This window comes from Streptococcus wuxiensis, assembly GCF_040888245.1.
Classification (GTDB): Bacteria; Bacillota; Bacilli; order Lactobacillales; family Streptococcaceae; genus Streptococcus; species Streptococcus wuxiensis.
In genome coordinates this window covers 126,369-143,662 of sequence record NZ_JBFNFE010000002.1, presented here as the reverse complement: position 1 = coordinate 143,662, position 17,294 = coordinate 126,369, and the positions used below count along the sequence as shown (strand labels likewise).

The window sequence follows — 17,294 nt, the reverse complement described above, 5'->3', positions numbered from 1 at the left end:
TTAGATGTCAAAATCAAAGAAAATATTATTGCTTATTTTCTGTATTTTAATCTTGACAATTTTCCTTCCTATTTTGATAGACTACCACCAGGTTAGTGATTTAGGAATTCAATTGACTAGCTGGCGACAGACATCATTTGAATATTATCTCGCTAGATATGTATTTTGGGGGCTTCTAGGCCTGTCTATCTTCGTTTTATTATGGATGTTAGTAATCCTGTTTTATCCTAGACAATATCTGGAAATAAAACTTGGAACTAAAGATGATAATTTAAAACTAAAAAATTCAGCTATTGAAGGGTTTGTTCGATGTTTATTGGATGAACACAAGATGGTCAAAAATCCCAAAATTCAGGTACATACTCGGAAAAAGAAATGTTTCGTTTATGTAGAAGGTACAGCTGTTCTTTCAGATAACATTGCTAACAAATTTGAAGTAGTTCAAAACGAAATCACTCAAGGATTGAAAGAATTCTTTGGTATTGATCGAGAGGTTAAACTGGAAGTTTCAGTGAAAGAATATGACCCTCAAAAAGCAGCTAAGAAAATTGTTAGTCGTGTAAAGTAAGGAAGTAAAAAATGGAATGGTTTAAAAAATATCAATACCCAATTCTATGTGGTGTAGTAGGTATTATTCTAGCCTGCTTCATCCTATCCTTCGGTTTCTTTAAAACATTGTTCGTTTTAATCTGTGGAGCCCTAGGAATTTGGTTGGGATACTATGTACAGAAGAATTATTTAAATAAATAAAGGAGTTTCATATGTCAAACGTAGAAAAAAATGTAAATGTAAATACTGAAAAAAAAGATGTTGTTGTTTCTAAAGATGTTCGCGGAGAATTAACTTACGAAGATAAAGTTATTCAAAAAATCATCGGTCTTTCACTAGATAGAGTCCCAGGACTATTACATGTTGACGGTGGATTCTTCTCAAATCTTACAGAAAAACTTGTTAACACTAACGATGTAACACACGGTGTTAACGTTGAAGTTGGTAAAGAACAAGTAGCAGTTGACTTGAACGTTATCGTAGAGTACAGAAAAAACGTTCCAACTCTATACAAGGAAATCAAAGACGTTATCGTATCAGAAGTTGCGAAAATGACTGATCTAGAAGTAGTTGAAGTTAACGTTAACGTTGTTGACATCAAAACTAAAGAACAACATGAAGCAGACTCAGTTAGCCTTCAAGATCGTGTAACTGACGTGGCAGAATCAACAGGCGAATTCGCGTCAGAACAATTGTCTAGAGTGAAATCTGGTATCGGTTCAGGTGTCGCAGCAGCACAAGAAAAACTTGGCGAAGGCGCTGAATTCGTTCAAGAAAAAGTTGGCCAAGGCGTTGACAATGTTAAAGACGCTGCAGCCAAAGCAGAACCACGTGTTCACTAATTACTAATTTAGAAAAAATAAAAGGAGGACATACTTATGTCTACAGAAGAAAAATTCAACCAAGCAGCAGGATCTGTTAAAGAAGGCGTTGGCAAATTGATCGGCGACAAAGAACTTGAAAGCGAAGGAGCTGCTGAAAAAGTTGCTTCTAAAGTGAAAGAAGTCGCTGAAGATGCAAAAGACGCTATTGAAGGCGCTGTTGAAGGTGTTAAAAACATCTTTAAAAAAGATGACGCTAAATAGTAAAATATAGGTAATCTTGCTATTTTCCTTGAAAACACTCCCTAACTGGGGGTGTTTTTGTTATTTATTTTTATCAATGCACGTTTTATAGAGAAAAAAAGAATACAGGACAAACAAATTCCTGTATTCTTAAAATAACTTAGAGCCACATTAACAAAACAGCGACTAATATGATTATAGTGCAAATTATTTTTCCGATTTTTTCATGTTGCTTGAACAATTTTTCAGAGAAAAGAGTCAATATAAGCGCAACACACATCAACACATTGCTTAAAGTTTGAGTAGTCATGGTCCATACTCCTTTCGTTAGTTGTTAATCCAGTAAATAAGTTGAATAGTAATTATCTAATTTTCAAACATATCCATCTGCCCTGGTAAAGCCTTTGTTCTTTGATTATTAATCGGTATCTCTATCTATCTTTATTATAGTACAAACGTCATTATTAAACCAATAAATGTATTTATTTTTATTGCTCCTATTTTTGAGAGCGCTTGAAATATGTTATAATAAAACTAGATTAATGTATAGGAGGCAAACCGTGGGAAATTTCATTGAGCTAGTCTTTCATCGTTTCTTTTTGGGGATGATTGCGACGGCTTATTTTTGGTTATTGACACTAGCAGGAGGAGTGGTTTTTGGTATAGCACCCGCTAGTGCAACTCTCATGAGTTTATTTGCTGAAAATGGCTATTCTTACCGTGCTTATCGTTTCAAGGAAGCATGGGCTTTATTTAAGAGCAATTTTGTCAAAAGTAATCTCAGTTTCTACACTTTTATAGGGATTGACTTGATCTTGATTTATGGCTTGTATCTGATGATTCAGTTGCCAAACCAGACCATTATCCACTTGGCAGCAACATTTCTAAATATCTTTTTAGTAGCCTTGGTATTTTTGGCCTATACGGTATCTTTAAAGTTACAGGTTTACTTTGAATTGTCCTATAAAAACACCTTAAAGCTTGCCTTTATCGGAATTTTTATGAGTTTATCAGCAGTGGCCAAGGTTCTATTTGGTAGCGTCTTGTTAGCCATTATTGGTTTCTATATGCCAGCCCTCATCGCTTTTGTAGGTATTGGAATGTGGCATTTCTTTATTAGTGATTTATTGGAGCCTGTTTATGAAAGTATTCATGAAAAATTGGCAACCAAATAAGACCAAACAATTCCGCCTCCACTCACTCCTAAGAATCTATAGTCTGGTGATGATTATCATCATTTCCTGCTTTGCTCTCTTGATTTCTTATGCAGACTGGGATATGCGTGAAAGGGAAGCCAATCGTGTTGGTCAGCGTGTTCTCGCTCGAACAGTCGATGAGGTTGAATACTATTATCGAGAGTCAACCCGCCTAGCCCAGAGTTTAGTGGATAATCAAGCTCGGATTGAAGGAATTTACAAGTATTTTAGCCTCAGTACGCCGGATTATTTTTATTGGCAGTTAGAACGCAAGGCGTCACCCTATATTTCCGTTTCCATTTATGAAAATATCGATGATATTTACGTGCGAAACGATTTTGTGACAGGTATTTCGATTGTTCTACAGGATTCAACAGACGTATTTGTTTCCAAAAGAGGAAACAGAGGTGGACAGAAAATTCCAGCTGAGAGCTTTAAACCGGATGCTAATAGTTTCGCTGTTCCAGTGTCTGATCCCATCTCGGACCAGGCTCTAGGTGTCATTTATATTTCCGTAGAACCAGAAGTCCTCTATAAAGCGATTGACAACACTAGGGGAACAATTCCTGTAGCAGTAACAGTCATTGCACCATATGAAACAGATATGTTCTATATTGGAGCGAAGGGAACGAATGAGTCTTGGTTGGTAGGAACAACTGCCCATGGTTATCAAGTTCGAGTAGCTGTACCAAAGGATTATGTTTGGAGTGGGACTTTAGCGAGTTCAGCACTTATTTTAGGTTTGAGCACCCTCTTTATCATCATTTTATATATGACCTTAAGAAGGACTTTTTCTGACTATCAAAGTCAGGTTGTGGACTTGGTGGACTCTATCCAAGCCATTACTAAGGGAGAGCAGACCAAGAGAATCGACACAGATAAAAAGGACCAGGAATTGCTACTAATTGCTGAGTCGACAAATGATATGCTGGATCGACTAGAAAGTAATATTCACGATATTTATCAACTGGAACTCAATCAAAAAGATGCCAACATGCGAGCCTTACAAGCTCAAATTAATCCGCATTTCATGTACAATACTTTGGAATTTTTGCGGATGTACGCGGTGATGGAAAATCAAAATGAACTAGCAGATATCATCTATGAGTTCAGTAGCCTCCTACGCAATAATATCTCTGACGAGCGAGAAACGACACTCAAACAAGAAGTGGAGTTTTGTCGGAAGTACAGTTATCTCTGTATGGTTCGCTATCCAAAATCCATTGCCTATGGATTTAAGATTGACCCTGAATTGGAAGAAATGCGTATTCCAAAGTTCACCCTCCAACCGTTAGTGGAAAATTATTTTGCCCATGGAGTTGATCACAGAAGAACAGATAATGTTATCAGTATCAAGGCTTTGAAAAAAGATGGCTATGTCGAAATCTTAGTAACCGATAATGGTCGTGGGATGTCTGCTGAAAAACTAGCAGAAATTCAAGCTAAACTGGCTCAAAGAACCTTTGAACACACAGCAGATTATAAGGGGCAACGACAGTCTATTGGGATTGTTAATACCCACGAACGCTTTGTGCTCTACTTTGGAGACCGCTATAACATCAATGTAGAATCAGCTGAACAAAAAGGTGTTCAATATAGAATCACCATTCAGGATGAAGAGAAAGGATAAACATGTATAAAGTACTATTAGTTGACGATGAGTACATGATTACAGAAGGACTTAAGCGTTTGATCCCTTTTGAAAAATGGGATATGGAAGTCGTCGCAACAGCCAATCATGCTGACGACGCTTTGGACTATGTTCGAGAACATCCCGTAGATATCGTCATTTCTGATGTCAACATGCCTGGCAAGACAGGACTTGAAATGATTGGGGAAATGAAGGAACTCTTGCCAGAGGCTTACTATATCCTTCTTTCCGGCTATCAAGAATTTGACTATGTCAAGAAAGCTATGAACCTCAATGTTGTAGATTATCTTGTCAAACCAGTTGATAAGGTTGAACTGGAGCATTTACTTGAGAAAATCCTTGGTCAGCTTCGTGAGAAAGTGCATGAACCAGAAATGTTGAGCCAAAAGATAGACGACGAAGCATTTAAAGCACACCTGTCTCAAAAAGAAAACTGGTGGATTGGCCTTTCCCAAGAGAAACAAGGGGATTTTGTCATTCCTTACTATGTTTTAGGTCAGGACTGGCAGATTGTGATTGCAGCTCAGAAATTCGATGGTTTACTCGTCATGCCTTTTGAGTTGCCTTATCAGGCCAACTTTGAAAAATGGAAATTTGACGTTGAAAAAGCACTCTTCTATGGAACTGTAAACCTCGATCAGTCTGAAAGTCTCTTTTATTATTATGAACCCATTTATCGAGTTATTATCCAAGGAAATCTTCCGCAGATTATCGAAGAGTTGAATTTGCTTGAGAAGATTGTGTTAGAAAATACACCGAGGGTGTCCATTACCAAGCAACTCTTTACTCAGTTTGTGATGGATGTCTTCCACCTCTTTGAGCATCTGAAAGCAGATGATATGACAGATATTGTCAAAAGAATTCATGCCATTACAAACTTTGAAGATTTAGTGGCTTATACCAAGGAAACCTTGACGTCCTTCTTTGGTCAATACCGTATGAATGAAAATGTCGTCAGTGTACTCGAAGTCATTGGTAGAGACTATAAAAAAGAACTTTCTCTCAAGGATATCAGCAAGGATCTCTTTATCAATCCTGTGTACTTAGGTCAGTTAATCAAGAAGGAAACCAATTCAACCTTTGCTGAGCTTCTCAATAAGCAACGGATTAAGGCGGCCCAGCAACTTTTACTATCAACCAATGATAGTATTGAGGATATTTGCTATACGGTTGGTTATAGTAATGTAGGGTATTTCTACAAGGTCTTTCGAAAACTATGTGGAAAGTCTCCGAAGGCCTACCGCAAGCAGATTGAAGTCACCCTCTAACTTTTGTTATCCATCTTAAAATATGCTATAATAAATTCAAAATTATGAGGAGGTTGCTTTTATGAAAAAGAAACCAATCTATCTATGGGTTTTATTAGTCTTATCAGCGATTAATTCAGCCTTGGCAGTAGTTGGAATATTTACTCCAGTACCTAGTAAGGACGCCCTTCGTGCTAGCCAAGAAAATGTTGGGACACTTAGTGCTCAACAAATAGAAGATGCTGTTAACTATGCCCACCAAGTGTCAGAGTCATCTCACTCTATTTTTAACATGATACTCATTATTCTATCTGCTATCCTAGTTGTAGTAGCCTTTGTTTTCTTAATTCGTAAGAACTTGCAGTTGGCAAACTACACTTATGTTGGATATGCCTTGCTAGCTATTGTTGGACTAGTCCATGACAATATGAATTTACAAGATGCTATGCAATTGATTAAAGATGACACCCTACGTTTAGGAATGGAAGTCATGTCAAAAGTAACCACTATCATATTCATCGTCATCAATGTTATCTTTTTGGGAATCGTCTTCTATAAAATATGGCGTCAGCAAAAAGAATTAACAGAATCTCAAGAGGAAGAACTCGCCTAAGAGTTGACAAAGGATAACTATCAAGATACAATCTTGGTAGTTATTTTTTTGGATTCGAGAAAGAGGGAGGAAAAGATGAAAAAAATTTCCTTAGTTTATATCAGTCTAAGCGGCAACACGGAGAGTTTTGTAACACGTTTGAAAGCTTATTTGTTGGAGCAGTATGCGAACATTGAAGTAGAAAAAATTCATATTAAAGACTTGGTCAAGGAAGGAGAAGACTTCTTTGAGATGACCAACCCGTATGTGGCTTTTCTACCGACTTACCTCGAAGGTGGCAATGGAGTTGACAATGGAGATGTGGAAATCTTGACCACTCCAGTAGGTGACTTTATCGCATATGGTGATAATGCTAGCAAGTGTTTTGGTGTCGTAGGATCGGGTAACCGTAATTTCAATAACCAATACTGTTTGACCGCCAAGCAATACAGCCAGCGCTTTGGTTTTCCAGTCCTAGCTGACTTTGAAATGCGCGGAATGCTAGGAGATATCAAAAAGGTTGCAGGTATTATTGCTGAACTTTATGAGCTTGAATCCTTGTAAGAGGATAGAGTTGCTGGGCTAGATTTTTATCCCCTGGATCATAGAATTATTTCAAAAGAGAACAGTTCAAATGAGTAAACTACAGAGATCATTTTTAAAGTATATAAAACGCAAACCAAGCTTCAAGGATATTATGCTATGCAGTGCCTTGCTACTATTAGCGATTGCTCTGCTATTGTTCTCTGAGAAAATTTTTGATGAAAATGTAGCACCAGTTGGAACCATGGTATCCTTAGGGATTGTTATCTTGGTAGGAATCTTAGCTGTCAGAAATAAATAAAAAGACTCGAGAAATGTCATCTCGAGTCTTTTTGTTATTTGCGAATTTCGTCAACTATTTCTTTTGAAATTGGAATTCCTAAACGGTAACCTTTGTTGATGTAGTCAATGACATCATTGATGTTTTCTATCGTTTGGATTTTTTCTTCGATAGTTGCACGAAAAGCTGGATCTTTCAATAGTTGGTCTTGAAGCAGTCTTTGAAGTTTCTCTTTTTCATATTTATTGACAAGAAAGAGAAAAAGAAGACTGAGAACAACCAAGATATAAGCGTATTGGCTCATAAAAATTCTCCCTAAGTGATAAAGAAATAGGTGGCAAGAGAAAGGCGAAGTATCTTCCCCTTTCGAGTGATAATGCTATGAAGCAGTTAACTAGTCCGCATAAAATCGGCAAGCGTCTAACAATTAGGAACTTTAGTTCCAATGACTTTAAGATCACGACATGCATCCAAATAAGTCGATATTATTTACTTGGATGCATTAGTAAGGCGTTTAGGCAAATCGCCTCATTTACGACGTCGTGGCCCCTAAATCGATTATATTTAGGGGCCATGACTAGTGAAGCAGTTAGCTAGTCCGCATAAAAGCGGCTAGCGTCCAACAATTAGGAACTTTAGTTCCAATTGTTGGTACTGAATCACATCTTCTCTGGCGCCTCTACACCCAACAGACGAAGGGCTTCCTTGAGGACAACTGCTGTTGCATAGCTAAGGGCTAGACGACTGTCACGTTCTGGACTCTCATCCAAGATACGAGTGTGGGCATAGTATTTGTTAAAGGCTTGCGCTAAGCTGATTGCAAATTTAGCGATGATAGAAGGTTCGTAATTATCAGCTGCACGTTTAATAATACGTGGGAAGTCTTGGATTAGCTTGATGATTTCCCAGCTTTCAGCATCGTTCAAGCTATAGTTGGCACCTGCTTCAGGTTTGAAATCGGCTTTACGCAAGATTGATTGGATACGAGCGTAGGCATACTGAACATAAGGGCCAGTCTCCCCTTCGAAGGATACCATAGCTTCAAGGTCGAAGTCATATCCATTTGTACGGTCAGTTTTAAGGTCATAGAATTTAATGGCCCCAACTCCAACAGCATGAGCAACTTGGTCTTTGTTTTCAAGTTCAGGATTTTTGGCTTCGATTTGCGCCTTAGCACGGCTGATGGCTTCTGCGACAGTTGGCTCTAGCAAGATAACATTCCCTTTACGAGTAGAAAGTTTCTTTCCTTCTTTTGTTACCAATCCAAATGGAACATGGACAATATCTTGGCTCCAATCGTAACCCATTTCTTGCAAGACAGCCTTAAGTTGTTTAAAGTGAGCTGATTGTTCTTGACCAACGACATAGATAGATTTGGCAAATTGGTATTCGTTTTTGCGGTAGAGGGCTGCAGCTAAGTCACGTGTGATGTAGAGAGTTGCACCGTCAGATTTCTTAATAAGAGCTGGATGTTCAATTCCATATTTTTCAAGATTAACAACTTGAGCACCTTCTGATTCGACCAATAGTCCTTTTTCAGCTAGGATATCTACAACTGCATCCATTTTATCATTGTAGAAGGCTTCCCCGTTATAGCTGTCGAATTCAACCTGTAACTCATTGTAAAGGCGGTTAAATTCTACCAAACTTTCATCGCGGAACCATTGCCAAAGAGCAAGAGCTTCCTCATCTCCGTTTTCAAGCTTGCGGAACCATTCGCGTGCTTCTTCATCCAAGCTTGGATCATTCTCAGCTTCAGCATTGATGCGGACATAGAGTTTAAGGAGTTCATCGATTGGATGAGCTTTGACAGCTTCCTCGTTACCCCATTTTTTGTAGGCAACAATCAACATCCCAAACTGTTTACCCCAGTCTCCCAAGTGGTTGACCTTGACAGTTTTATAGCCGATTTTTTGGAAGATATGTGACAAGCTATCTCCGATAACTGTTGAACGAAGGTGACCGATCGAAAATGGTTTAGCGATGTTAGGGCTAGACATGTCGATCACGACATTTTCTTGCTGACCGATCTCTTGATCAGCGTAGTGCTCTTTTTCAGTGATAACGTCTTGGAGTACTTGACCAGAAATAGAAGCTTTGTCCAGGAAAAAGTTGACATAAGGTCCTGTCGCTACCACCTTTTCAAAGGCTTGACTATTAATCTTTTCAGCGATGTCAGCAGCGATCATTTGAGGAGCTTTACGCTCGACTTTTGCGAGGGAGAAAGCAGGGAAGGCGATATCTCCCATATCTGAGTTTTTAGGTGTTTCTAGTAAATTTAAAATAGCCTCTTGGTCCAGGCTATCAATGACGCTAGCCAACTCGCTAGCAATCAATTCTTTTGTATTCATTTAGGGCTCCTTTAGGGCTTTTCTACTATTTTATCACAATTTACTACATTTTTTTTGAAAGAAGAGATATTTTTTGAAATATCCAGTTTTTTTGATATAATGTTCTTATTAAAAAAATGTAAAATGTTATAAATATGCACTTGAAAGGATCTTATGAGAAAAAGAGAACGTCATCAGCTCATCAAACGAATGATTACAGAAGAAAAATTAGGAACTCAAAAGGAAATTCAAGATCGTTTAGAGGCTCGGAATGTCTTTGTAACCCAAACGACATTATCCCGTGATTTGCGAGAACTTGGCTTAACCAAGGTTAAGAAAAACGATGTTGTCTACTATGTGCTCGCAAATGAGACAGAGAAGATTGATTTGGCCGAATTCCTTTCACATCACTTAGAGGGTGTTGCAAGGGCCGAATTTACCTTGGTTCTTCACACGAAACTTGGAGAAGCATCTGTTTTAGCAAATGTAGTCGATTCAAATAAAGATGGTTGGATCTTAGGTACAGTTGCTGGAGCGAATACCCTTTTGGTTATCTGTAAAGATCAGCATGCTGCTAAAGTCATGGAAGAACGCTTGCTAGAGTTAATGGAAAATAGATAAGGTCTTGAGAGCTTCTCTCAGGACTATTTTTACAAGGAGAGAGAAAATGACTACTGAAAAATTATCACCTGGGATGCAACAGTATGTGGATATCAAAAAACAATATCCAGATGCTTTTTTGCTTTTTCGCATGGGTGATTTTTATGAGTTGTTTTATGAAGATGCCGTCAATGCTGCACAGATACTGGAAATCTCACTGACCAGTCGCAATAAAAATGCTGAAAATCCGATTCCCATGGCTGGAGTCCCTTATCATTCTGCCCAACAGTACATCGATGTCCTCGTTGAGCGTGGCTACAAGGTTGCTATTGCTGAACAGATGGAGGACCCTAAGCAAGCTGTTGGTGTTGTTAAGCGTGAGGTTGTTCAAGTCATTACACCAGGTACAGTGGTTGATAGTAGTAAGCCAGATAGCCAAAATAACTTTTTGGTAGCTATTGACCGTGATGAGTCTCGATATGGTCTAGCCTACATGGATTTGGTGACAGGTGATTTTTATGTGACAGGCTTATCTGATTTTACGCTAGTCTGTGGTGAAATCCGTAATCTCAAGGCCAGAGAAGTGGTGATTGGTTACGACTTGTCTGAAGCGGAAGAACAGATTCTCAGTCGTCAAATGAATCTAGTGCTTTCCTATGAACAAGAAACATATGAAGACGTTCATCTGTTGGATTCAAGATTGGCAACTGTTGAAGAAGCAGCTAGTGGAAAACTTCTTCAGTATGTTCATCGGACGCAGATGAGAGAGTTGAATCACTTAAAACCTGTTATTCGTTATGAAATCAAAGATTTTTTGCAGATGGATTTTGCGACCAAGGCTAGTCTTGATTTGGTTGAAAATGCTCGCTCAGGTAAGAAACAAGGTAGCCTGTTCTGGTTGCTAGATGAGACTAAAACTGCAATGGGTATGCGTCTTCTGCGTTCCTGGATTCAACGTCCTTTGATTGATAAGGACCGTATCCTTGAACGTCAGGAGGTTGTGCAAGTCTTTCTGGATTATTTCTTTGAGCGCAGTGATTTAACGGAAAGTCTCAAGGGAGTCTACGATATCGAGCGTCTGGCCAGTCGAGTGTCTTTTGGGAAAAGTAACCCTAAAGATCTTTTGCAATTAGCGACTACCTTGGGAAGTGTTCCACGAATTCGCGCTATTTTAGAAGGAATGGAGCAACCAGCTCTAGCTTATCTAATTGAACAACTAGATGCTATTCCTGAGTTGGAAAATCTCATTAGTGCAGCCATTGCTCCTGAGGCTCCCCACGTGATTACCGAAGGTGGTATTATCCGAACGGGCTTTGATGAGACCTTGGATAAATACCGTCGTGTGCTGAGAGAAGGGACTAGCTGGATTGCTGAAATCGAGGCCAAGGAAAGAGAAAACTCTGGCATCAATACTCTCAAGATTGACTACAATAAAAAAGACGGCTACTATTTCCATGTAACCAACTCGCAGCTAGGTAACGTACCAGCTCACTTTTTCCGTAAGGCTACGCTAAAAAACTCTGAACGTTTTGGAACAGAGGAGTTAGCGCGTATCGAGGGAGAAATGTTAGAGGCGCGTGAGAAATCCGCAAACCTAGAGTACGAAATCTTTATGCGAATCCGTGAGGAGGTTGGCAAGTATATCCAACGCCTGCAAGCCCTAGCTCAAGGAATCGCTACTGTCGATGTCTTGCAAGGCTTGGCAGTAGTTGCAGAAAAGCAGCACCTGATTCGACCAGAGTTTGGGCAAGATTCTAGAATTGATATCCGAAATGGTCGTCACGCTGTTGTTGAAAAGGTCATGGGAGCTCAGACCTATATTCCCAATAGTATCCAGATGGATGAAGATACTAGCATTCAACTAATTACAGGTCCGAACATGAGTGGGAAGTCAACCTACATGCGTCAACTAGCCATTACAGCGGTTATGGCTCAGATGGGTTCTTATGTCCCCGCAGAAACTGCTCGACTGCCAATTTTTGATGCGATTTTTACCCGTATCGGTGCGGCAGATGACTTGGTTTCAGGCCAGTCCACCTTTATGGTAGAGATGATGGAAGCTAATAATGCCATTAGTCATGCGACAAAGGATTCATTGATTCTTTTTGATGAGCTTGGTCGAGGAACCGCAACTTATGATGGGATGGCTCTAGCCCAGTCTATTATCGAGTATATCCATGAGCATATTGGTGCCAAGACTCTCTTTGCCACGCACTACCATGAATTAACCAGTCTAGAAGCTAGTCTTGAACATCTAGTAAATGTACATGTGGCTACGCTTGAGCAAAATGGCCAGGTTACCTTCCTTCATAAGATTGAACCAGGTCCAGCAGACAAATCGTACGGTATTCACGTTGCTAAGATTGCAGGATTGCCAGCAGACTTGCTAAAAAGAGCGGATGCGATTCTAACTCAACTAGAGAGCCAAGGTCAGGAAAATCCAATTTCTATCAACCAAAGGAATGTTGTCAATGAGCAAATGTCTCTCTTTGATGAAAAAGAAGAAAATCCTATCCTAGCAGAATTGGCCCAAGTAGATGTGTACAATATGACACCGATGCAAGCCATGAATCTCTTATCAGAGTTGAAACAAAAATTATAAGCAAAAACCCACTCACAAAACGGAGTGGGTTTTTAGGTCTTATTTTTTCTGAGCTAATAGTTGGTTGATGTGGGCAACCTTTTTTGATTCTATCTTGTAGAGAATCGTCCAGATGATGAGGTAGACGATGGCAAACTCTGGGATGAGTTGAAGGATGAAAATCCAGTGAAGAGGGAACCAGCCTGCTAGGATTGCTAAAGGAACAAAACCTAATAGCATAAGGAAGAAGTGAGTGACAGTCGCACGAAGAAGGCTCCAATCTTGAGCGAATAGACGGCTACCAAAACTAAAGAGGACTCCGATAGCTGCCCAGATAATCGTAGAGTAAAGCAAGACTAGAGAACCATGGACTTGATGCTCTCTCATGAATTGACCAACGGGCGATTCATAGCTTAGAGGTGCGTAGTAGCTTGGCGAATAGATAAACGAAAAGATAATGGATAGGATGAGACCGATGAGGATACCGGTTGTGGCATCGTGAAATACTTGTTTTTTCATAGTTCTAATTTCTCCTTAATAGTTTTAAGATAACGGCGTGAAGAGTAGGTAAAACTGTCGTTTTTAAGATAGATTTCAATCAAGCCGTTAGAGGTTAGTTTTAGATGACTAATCGCATCAATGTTGACAATTTCCGATTGGGAAATTTGGATAAAGGAAGCAGGTAGAATTTCACTTGCTTGGTAGAGACGAATGTCGAGTGCATAGGTTTGGCTATCCGTTTCGGCCAGAACCTTCCGATTTTCAATGTAGACACGCTGAATCTTGCTAATCTGAATCAGGTAAACCTGATCTTGGAATTTTCCTTTGATGGTCTCCTTTTGATCCAGAGATTGGACAAAGTCTTGGACTTTTTGAACTCTAGGGGACAAGGTTGGCGCTTCGATGATGATTTGTTCTTCAGTATGTTGTGTATCAATGTCAAGTCTGACTTTCATAATTTCTCCTTTATAAAATTGTAATAGAGATCTCTTACTTACAAATCTATTAAACACCATTTTGTCGACAAATACAAGAAGCTTTGTCTATGTGGTCGGTTGAAGAGTCTATCTGGTAGGCGAGCGTTTTCAACTAAATTTAAGAGCAAAGAAGTCAAAAAATAAGAAGAAATATATTGACAAAAATAGAAAAAACGTGGTACAATGTTAGACGGTACTTTTTACTTTTGGTCTCTCAAGAGTGTACAGGGACGTGCTGACAAATGTTGCAAAAGTACACACAGATGATAGCTGTCACCAAGTGTATCATCACCAAAAATAAAAAAACACAGGAGAATGTAGATGCCTACAATTAACCAATTGGTTCGCAAACCGCGTAAATCAAAAGTAGAAAAATCTAAATCACCAGCTTTGAACGTTGGTTACAACAGTCATAAAAAAGTTCAAACAAACGTTTCTTCACCACAAAAACGTGGTGTAGCAACTCGTGTTGGAACTATGACACCTAAAAAACCTAACTCTGCCCTTCGTAAATTTGCTCGTGTACGTTTGAGCAACTTGATCGAAGTTACTGCCTACATCCCAGGTATCGGACACAACTTGCAAGAGCACAGCGTGGTGCTTCTTCGTGGTGGACGTGTAAAAGACCTTCCAGGGGTACGTTACCATATCGTCCGTGGTGCACTTGATACTGCAGGTGTTAACGATCGTAAACAAGGCCGTTCTAAATACGGTACTAAACGTCCAAAAGCATAAGGAAAGGGGATAAAGAGAAATGAGTCGTAAAAATAGAGCTCCAAAACGTGAAGTATTGCCAGATCCGCTTTACAATTCACAATTAGTTACTCGTCTTATCAACCGCGTTATGCTTGATGGTAAACGTGGTACAGCTGCTTCAATCGTTTACGGTGCTTTTGAGCAAATCAAAGAAGCTACTGGTAACGATGCACTTGAAGTATTTGAAACAGCTATGGAAAACATCATGCCTGTACTTGAAGTACGTGCACGTCGTGTTGGTGGATCAAACTACCAAGTCCCAGTTGAAGTTCGTCCAGAACGTCGTACAACACTTGGACTTCGTTGGTTGGTAACAATTGCTCGCCTTCGTGGTGAACACACAATGCAAGACCGTCTTGCAAAAGAAATCTTGGATGCTGCTAACAACACTGGTGCAGCAGTTAAGAAACGTGAAGACACTCACCGTATGGCTGAAGCTAACCGTGCCTTCGCACACTTCCGTTGGTAATAAAATGATGCTAGGAACGGTAAGGATGCAAGGTGAAAATAGGAAACTGACGCAGTATTCGACGAATACAAGGAAGTTTATCTTTTTCACACAGCATCCCGTTCCGGCTCAAATCGGCTAACTAACTATAGCCCGAGTACAATTCAACTTCCCATCTCACGAGTTGAAACCAACTAAACAAGATAAACATTGAGAACGGGTGGGTCCTGCCTATCCGTTTTTATTGAAATCGTGTTATAATAGAATAGAAATAAAAAATATAGGAGAAACAAACCTCATGGCACGCGAATTTTCACTTGAAAAAACTCGTAATATCGGTATCATGGCCCACGTCGATGCTGGTAAAACAACTACAACTGAGCGTATTCTTTACTACACTGGTAAAATCCACAAAATCGGTGAAACTCACGAAGGTGCGTCTCAAATGGACTGGATGGAGCAAGAGCAAGAACGTGGTATCACTATCACATCTGCTGCGACAACAGCTCAATGGAACAACCACCGCGTAAACATCATCGACACACCAGGACACGTGGACTTCACAATCGAAGTACAACGTTCTCTTCGTGTATTGGACGGTGCGGTTACAGTTCTTGACTCACAATCAGGTGTTGAGCCTCAAACTGAAACAGTTTGGCGTCAAGCAACTGAGTACGGAGTTCCACGTATCGTATTTGCCAACAAAATGGACAAAATCGGTGCTGACTTCCTTTACTCAGTAAGCACACTTCACGATCGTCTTCAAGCAAATGCACACCCAATTCAATTGCCAATCGGTGCTGAAGATGACTTCCGTGGAATCATCGACTTAATCAAGATGAAAGCTGAAATCTATACTAACGACCTTGGTACAGATATCCTTGAAGAAGATATTCCAGCTGAATACCTTGAACAAGCTCAAGAATACCGTGAAAAATTGGTTGAAGCAGTTGCTGAAACTGACGAAGAATTGATGATGAAATATCTCGAAGGTGAAGAAATCACTAACGAGGAATTGAAAGCTGGTATCCGTAAAGCGACTATCAACGTTGAATTCTACCCAGTACTTTGTGGTTCTGCCTTCAAGAACAAGGGTGTTCAATTGATGCTTGATGCGGTTATCGACTACCTTCCAAGCCCACTTGATATCCCTGCGATCAAAGGTATCAACCCAGATACAGATGAAGAAGAAACTCGTCCAGCATCTGATGAAGAGCCATTTGCAGCTCTTGCCTTCAAGATCATGACTGACCCATTCGTAGGTCGTTTGACATTCTTCCGTGTTTACTCAGGTGTTCTTCAATCAGGTTCTTACGTATTGAATACTTCTAAAGGTAAACGTGAACGTATCGGACGTATCCTTCAAATGCACGCTAACAGCCGTCAAGAAATCGACACTGTTTACTCAGGTGATATCGCTGCTGCCGTTGGTTTGAAAGACACTACAACTGGTGACTCATTGACAGATGAAAAAGCTAAAATCATCCTTGAGTCAATCAACGTTCCAGAACCAGTTATCCAATTGATGGTTGAGCCTAAATCCAAAGCAGACCAAGACAAGATGGGTATCGCCCTTCAAAAATTGGCTGAAGAAGATCCAACATTCCGCGTTGAAACAAACGTTGAAACTGGTGAAACAGTTATCTCTGGTATGGGTGAGCTTCACCTTGACGTCCTTGTTGACCGTATGCGTCGTGAGTTCAAAGTTGAAGCGAACGTAGGTGCTCCTCAAGTATCTTACCGTGAAACATTCCGCGCTTCTACTCAAGCACGTGGATTCTTCAAACGTCAGTCTGGTGGTAAAGGTCAATTCGGTGATGTATGGATTGAATTTACTCCAAACGAAGAAGGAAAAGGATTCGAATTCGAAAACGCAATCGTCGGTGGTGTGGTTCCTCGTGAATTTATCCCAGCGGTTGAAAAAGGTTTGGTAGAATCTATGGCTAACGGTGTTCTTGCAGGTTACCCAATGGTTGACGTTAAAGCTAAGCTTTACGATGGTTCATACCACGATGTCGACTCATCTGAAACTGCCTTCAAGATCGCTGCTTCACTTGCTCTTAAAGAAGCTGCTAAGACTGCACAACCAGCTATCCTTGAGCCAATGATGCTTGTAACAATCACTGTTCCAGAAGAAAACCTTGGTGACGTTATGGGTCACGTAACTGCTCGTCGTGGACGTGTAGATGGTATGGAAGCACACGGTAACAGCCAAATCGTTCGTGCTTACGTTCCGCTTGCTGAAATGTTTGGTTACGCAACAGTTCTTCGTTCTGCATCTCAAGGACGTGGTACTTTCATGATGGTATTCGACCACTACGAAGATGTACCTAAGTCAGTACAAGAAGAAATCATTAAGAAAAACAAAGGTGAAGACTAATACGTCGTCACTCTAAAAGGAAGTCACTTAGTGACTTCCTTTTTCTGTTTGGTAAAATAGCTAAAATTGCCTCAAATATGGTAAAATAGAGGGAGTATAT

Annotated in this window: 19 protein-coding genes; 15 read left to right on the top strand and 4 right to left on the bottom strand. The window is 39.9% G+C overall.

What is annotated here, in order from left to right:
• The first annotated feature begins 4 nt into the window (after nt 1-4).
• The 10 genes from amaP (at nt 5) to AB2B47_RS03425 (ending at nt 7,143) form a co-directional block, all read left to right on the top strand.
• Complete coding sequence (amaP, locus tag AB2B47_RS03470) at nt 5-568, top strand: alkaline shock response membrane anchor protein AmaP (RefSeq protein ID WP_036756616.1); 564 nt, start codon at nt 5-7, stop codon at nt 566-568.
• 11 nt (nt 569-579) lie between these two features.
• Nucleotides 580-750: a DUF2273 domain-containing protein gene (locus tag AB2B47_RS03465; RefSeq protein WP_004250679.1), complete on the top strand. Its 171-nt coding sequence runs from the start codon at nt 580-582 to the stop codon at nt 748-750.
• Between the two features lie 11 nt (nt 751-761).
• Nucleotides 762-1,391, top strand: coding sequence for an Asp23/Gls24 family envelope stress response protein (locus AB2B47_RS03460; protein ID WP_036756620.1), 630 nt, complete (start codon nt 762-764; stop codon nt 1,389-1,391).
• 36 nt (nt 1,392-1,427) lie between these two features.
• Nucleotides 1,428-1,634, top strand: a complete 207-nt coding sequence (locus AB2B47_RS03455; RefSeq protein WP_006149345.1) for a CsbD family protein — start codon at nt 1,428-1,430, stop codon at nt 1,632-1,634.
• A 521-nt stretch (nt 1,635-2,155) separates the two neighbouring features.
• A complete protein-coding gene (locus AB2B47_RS03450) occupies nt 2,156-2,788 on the top strand; it encodes a YesL family protein (protein ID WP_414170499.1) in 633 nt (210 codons plus the stop codon).
• Nucleotides 2,766-4,439: a sensor histidine kinase gene (locus tag AB2B47_RS03445; RefSeq protein WP_320693717.1), complete on the top strand. Its 1,674-nt coding sequence runs from the start codon at nt 2,766-2,768 to the stop codon at nt 4,437-4,439. Before AB2B47_RS03450 ends, AB2B47_RS03445 begins: the two co-directional genes overlap by 23 nt.
• A gap of 2 nt (nt 4,440-4,441) precedes the next feature.
• A complete protein-coding gene (locus AB2B47_RS03440) occupies nt 4,442-5,728 on the top strand; it encodes a response regulator transcription factor (protein WP_320693633.1) in 1,287 nt (428 codons plus the stop codon).
• Nucleotides 5,729-5,789: 61 nt separating this feature from the next.
• Nucleotides 5,790-6,320, top strand: coding sequence for an ABC transporter permease (locus tag AB2B47_RS03435; RefSeq protein WP_036756627.1), 531 nt, complete (start codon nt 5,790-5,792; stop codon nt 6,318-6,320).
• Between the two features lie 75 nt (nt 6,321-6,395).
• On the top strand, nt 6,396-6,863 hold the full coding sequence (nrdI, locus tag AB2B47_RS03430; RefSeq protein WP_223333922.1) for a class Ib ribonucleoside-diphosphate reductase assembly flavoprotein NrdI: 468 nt from the start codon (nt 6,396-6,398) through the stop codon (nt 6,861-6,863).
• Nucleotides 6,864-6,933: 70 nt separating this feature from the next.
• A complete protein-coding gene (locus AB2B47_RS03425) occupies nt 6,934-7,143 on the top strand; it encodes a hypothetical protein (RefSeq protein ID WP_004250709.1) in 210 nt (69 codons plus the stop codon).
• Between the two features lie 34 nt (nt 7,144-7,177).
• On the opposite strand, the gene AB2B47_RS03420 is transcribed toward AB2B47_RS03425, so the two are convergent.
• Nucleotides 7,178-7,426 (bottom strand): MarR family transcriptional regulator, encoded by a 249-nt coding sequence (locus tag AB2B47_RS03420; protein WP_320693632.1) that lies wholly within the window; start codon nt 7,424-7,426, stop codon nt 7,178-7,180.
• A gap of 355 nt (nt 7,427-7,781) precedes the next feature.
• Nucleotides 7,782-9,473 carry an arginine--tRNA ligase gene (gene argS / locus AB2B47_RS03415; protein WP_320693631.1) on the bottom strand — a complete coding sequence of 564 codons (1,692 nt, stop codon included), beginning with the start codon at nt 9,471-9,473 and terminating at the stop codon, nt 7,782-7,784.
• A 153-nt stretch (nt 9,474-9,626) separates the two neighbouring features.
• Here argS and argR point away from each other — a divergent pair, with 153 nt between their 5' ends.
• Both argR and mutS read left to right on the top strand, forming a co-directional pair.
• Nucleotides 9,627-10,073, top strand: a complete 447-nt coding sequence (gene argR, locus AB2B47_RS03410) for an arginine repressor (RefSeq protein WP_320693630.1) — start codon at nt 9,627-9,629, stop codon at nt 10,071-10,073.
• A gap of 46 nt (nt 10,074-10,119) precedes the next feature.
• A complete protein-coding gene (gene mutS, locus AB2B47_RS03405) occupies nt 10,120-12,654 on the top strand; it encodes a DNA mismatch repair protein MutS (RefSeq protein WP_320693629.1) in 2,535 nt (844 codons plus the stop codon).
• Nucleotides 12,655-12,693: 39 nt separating this feature from the next.
• On the opposite strand, the gene AB2B47_RS03400 is transcribed toward mutS, so the two are convergent.
• Complete coding sequence (locus AB2B47_RS03400; protein WP_320693628.1) at nt 12,694-13,152, bottom strand: DUF3021 domain-containing protein; 459 nt, start codon at nt 13,150-13,152, stop codon at nt 12,694-12,696.
• A complete protein-coding gene (locus tag AB2B47_RS03395) occupies nt 13,149-13,589 on the bottom strand; it encodes a LytTR family DNA-binding domain-containing protein (RefSeq protein WP_320693627.1) in 441 nt (146 codons plus the stop codon). The genes AB2B47_RS03400 and AB2B47_RS03395 overlap by 4 nt, the downstream gene beginning before the upstream one ends.
• A 342-nt stretch (nt 13,590-13,931) precedes the next feature.
• Here AB2B47_RS03395 and rpsL point away from each other — a divergent pair, with 342 nt between their 5' ends.
• The 3 genes from rpsL (at nt 13,932) to fusA (ending at nt 17,194) form a co-directional block, all read left to right on the top strand.
• On the top strand, nt 13,932-14,345 hold the full coding sequence (rpsL, locus tag AB2B47_RS03390) for a 30S ribosomal protein S12 (protein WP_001142332.1): 414 nt from the start codon (nt 13,932-13,934) through the stop codon (nt 14,343-14,345).
• A gap of 19 nt (nt 14,346-14,364) precedes the next feature.
• On the top strand, nt 14,365-14,835 hold the full coding sequence (rpsG, locus tag AB2B47_RS03385; protein WP_004250722.1) for a 30S ribosomal protein S7: 471 nt from the start codon (nt 14,365-14,367) through the stop codon (nt 14,833-14,835).
• A gap of 277 nt (nt 14,836-15,112) precedes the next feature.
• Entirely contained in the window at nt 15,113-17,194 is a 2,082-nt protein-coding gene (fusA, locus tag AB2B47_RS03380) for an elongation factor G (RefSeq protein ID WP_006152851.1), read from the top strand.
• Nucleotides 17,195-17,294 lie beyond the last annotated feature (100 nt).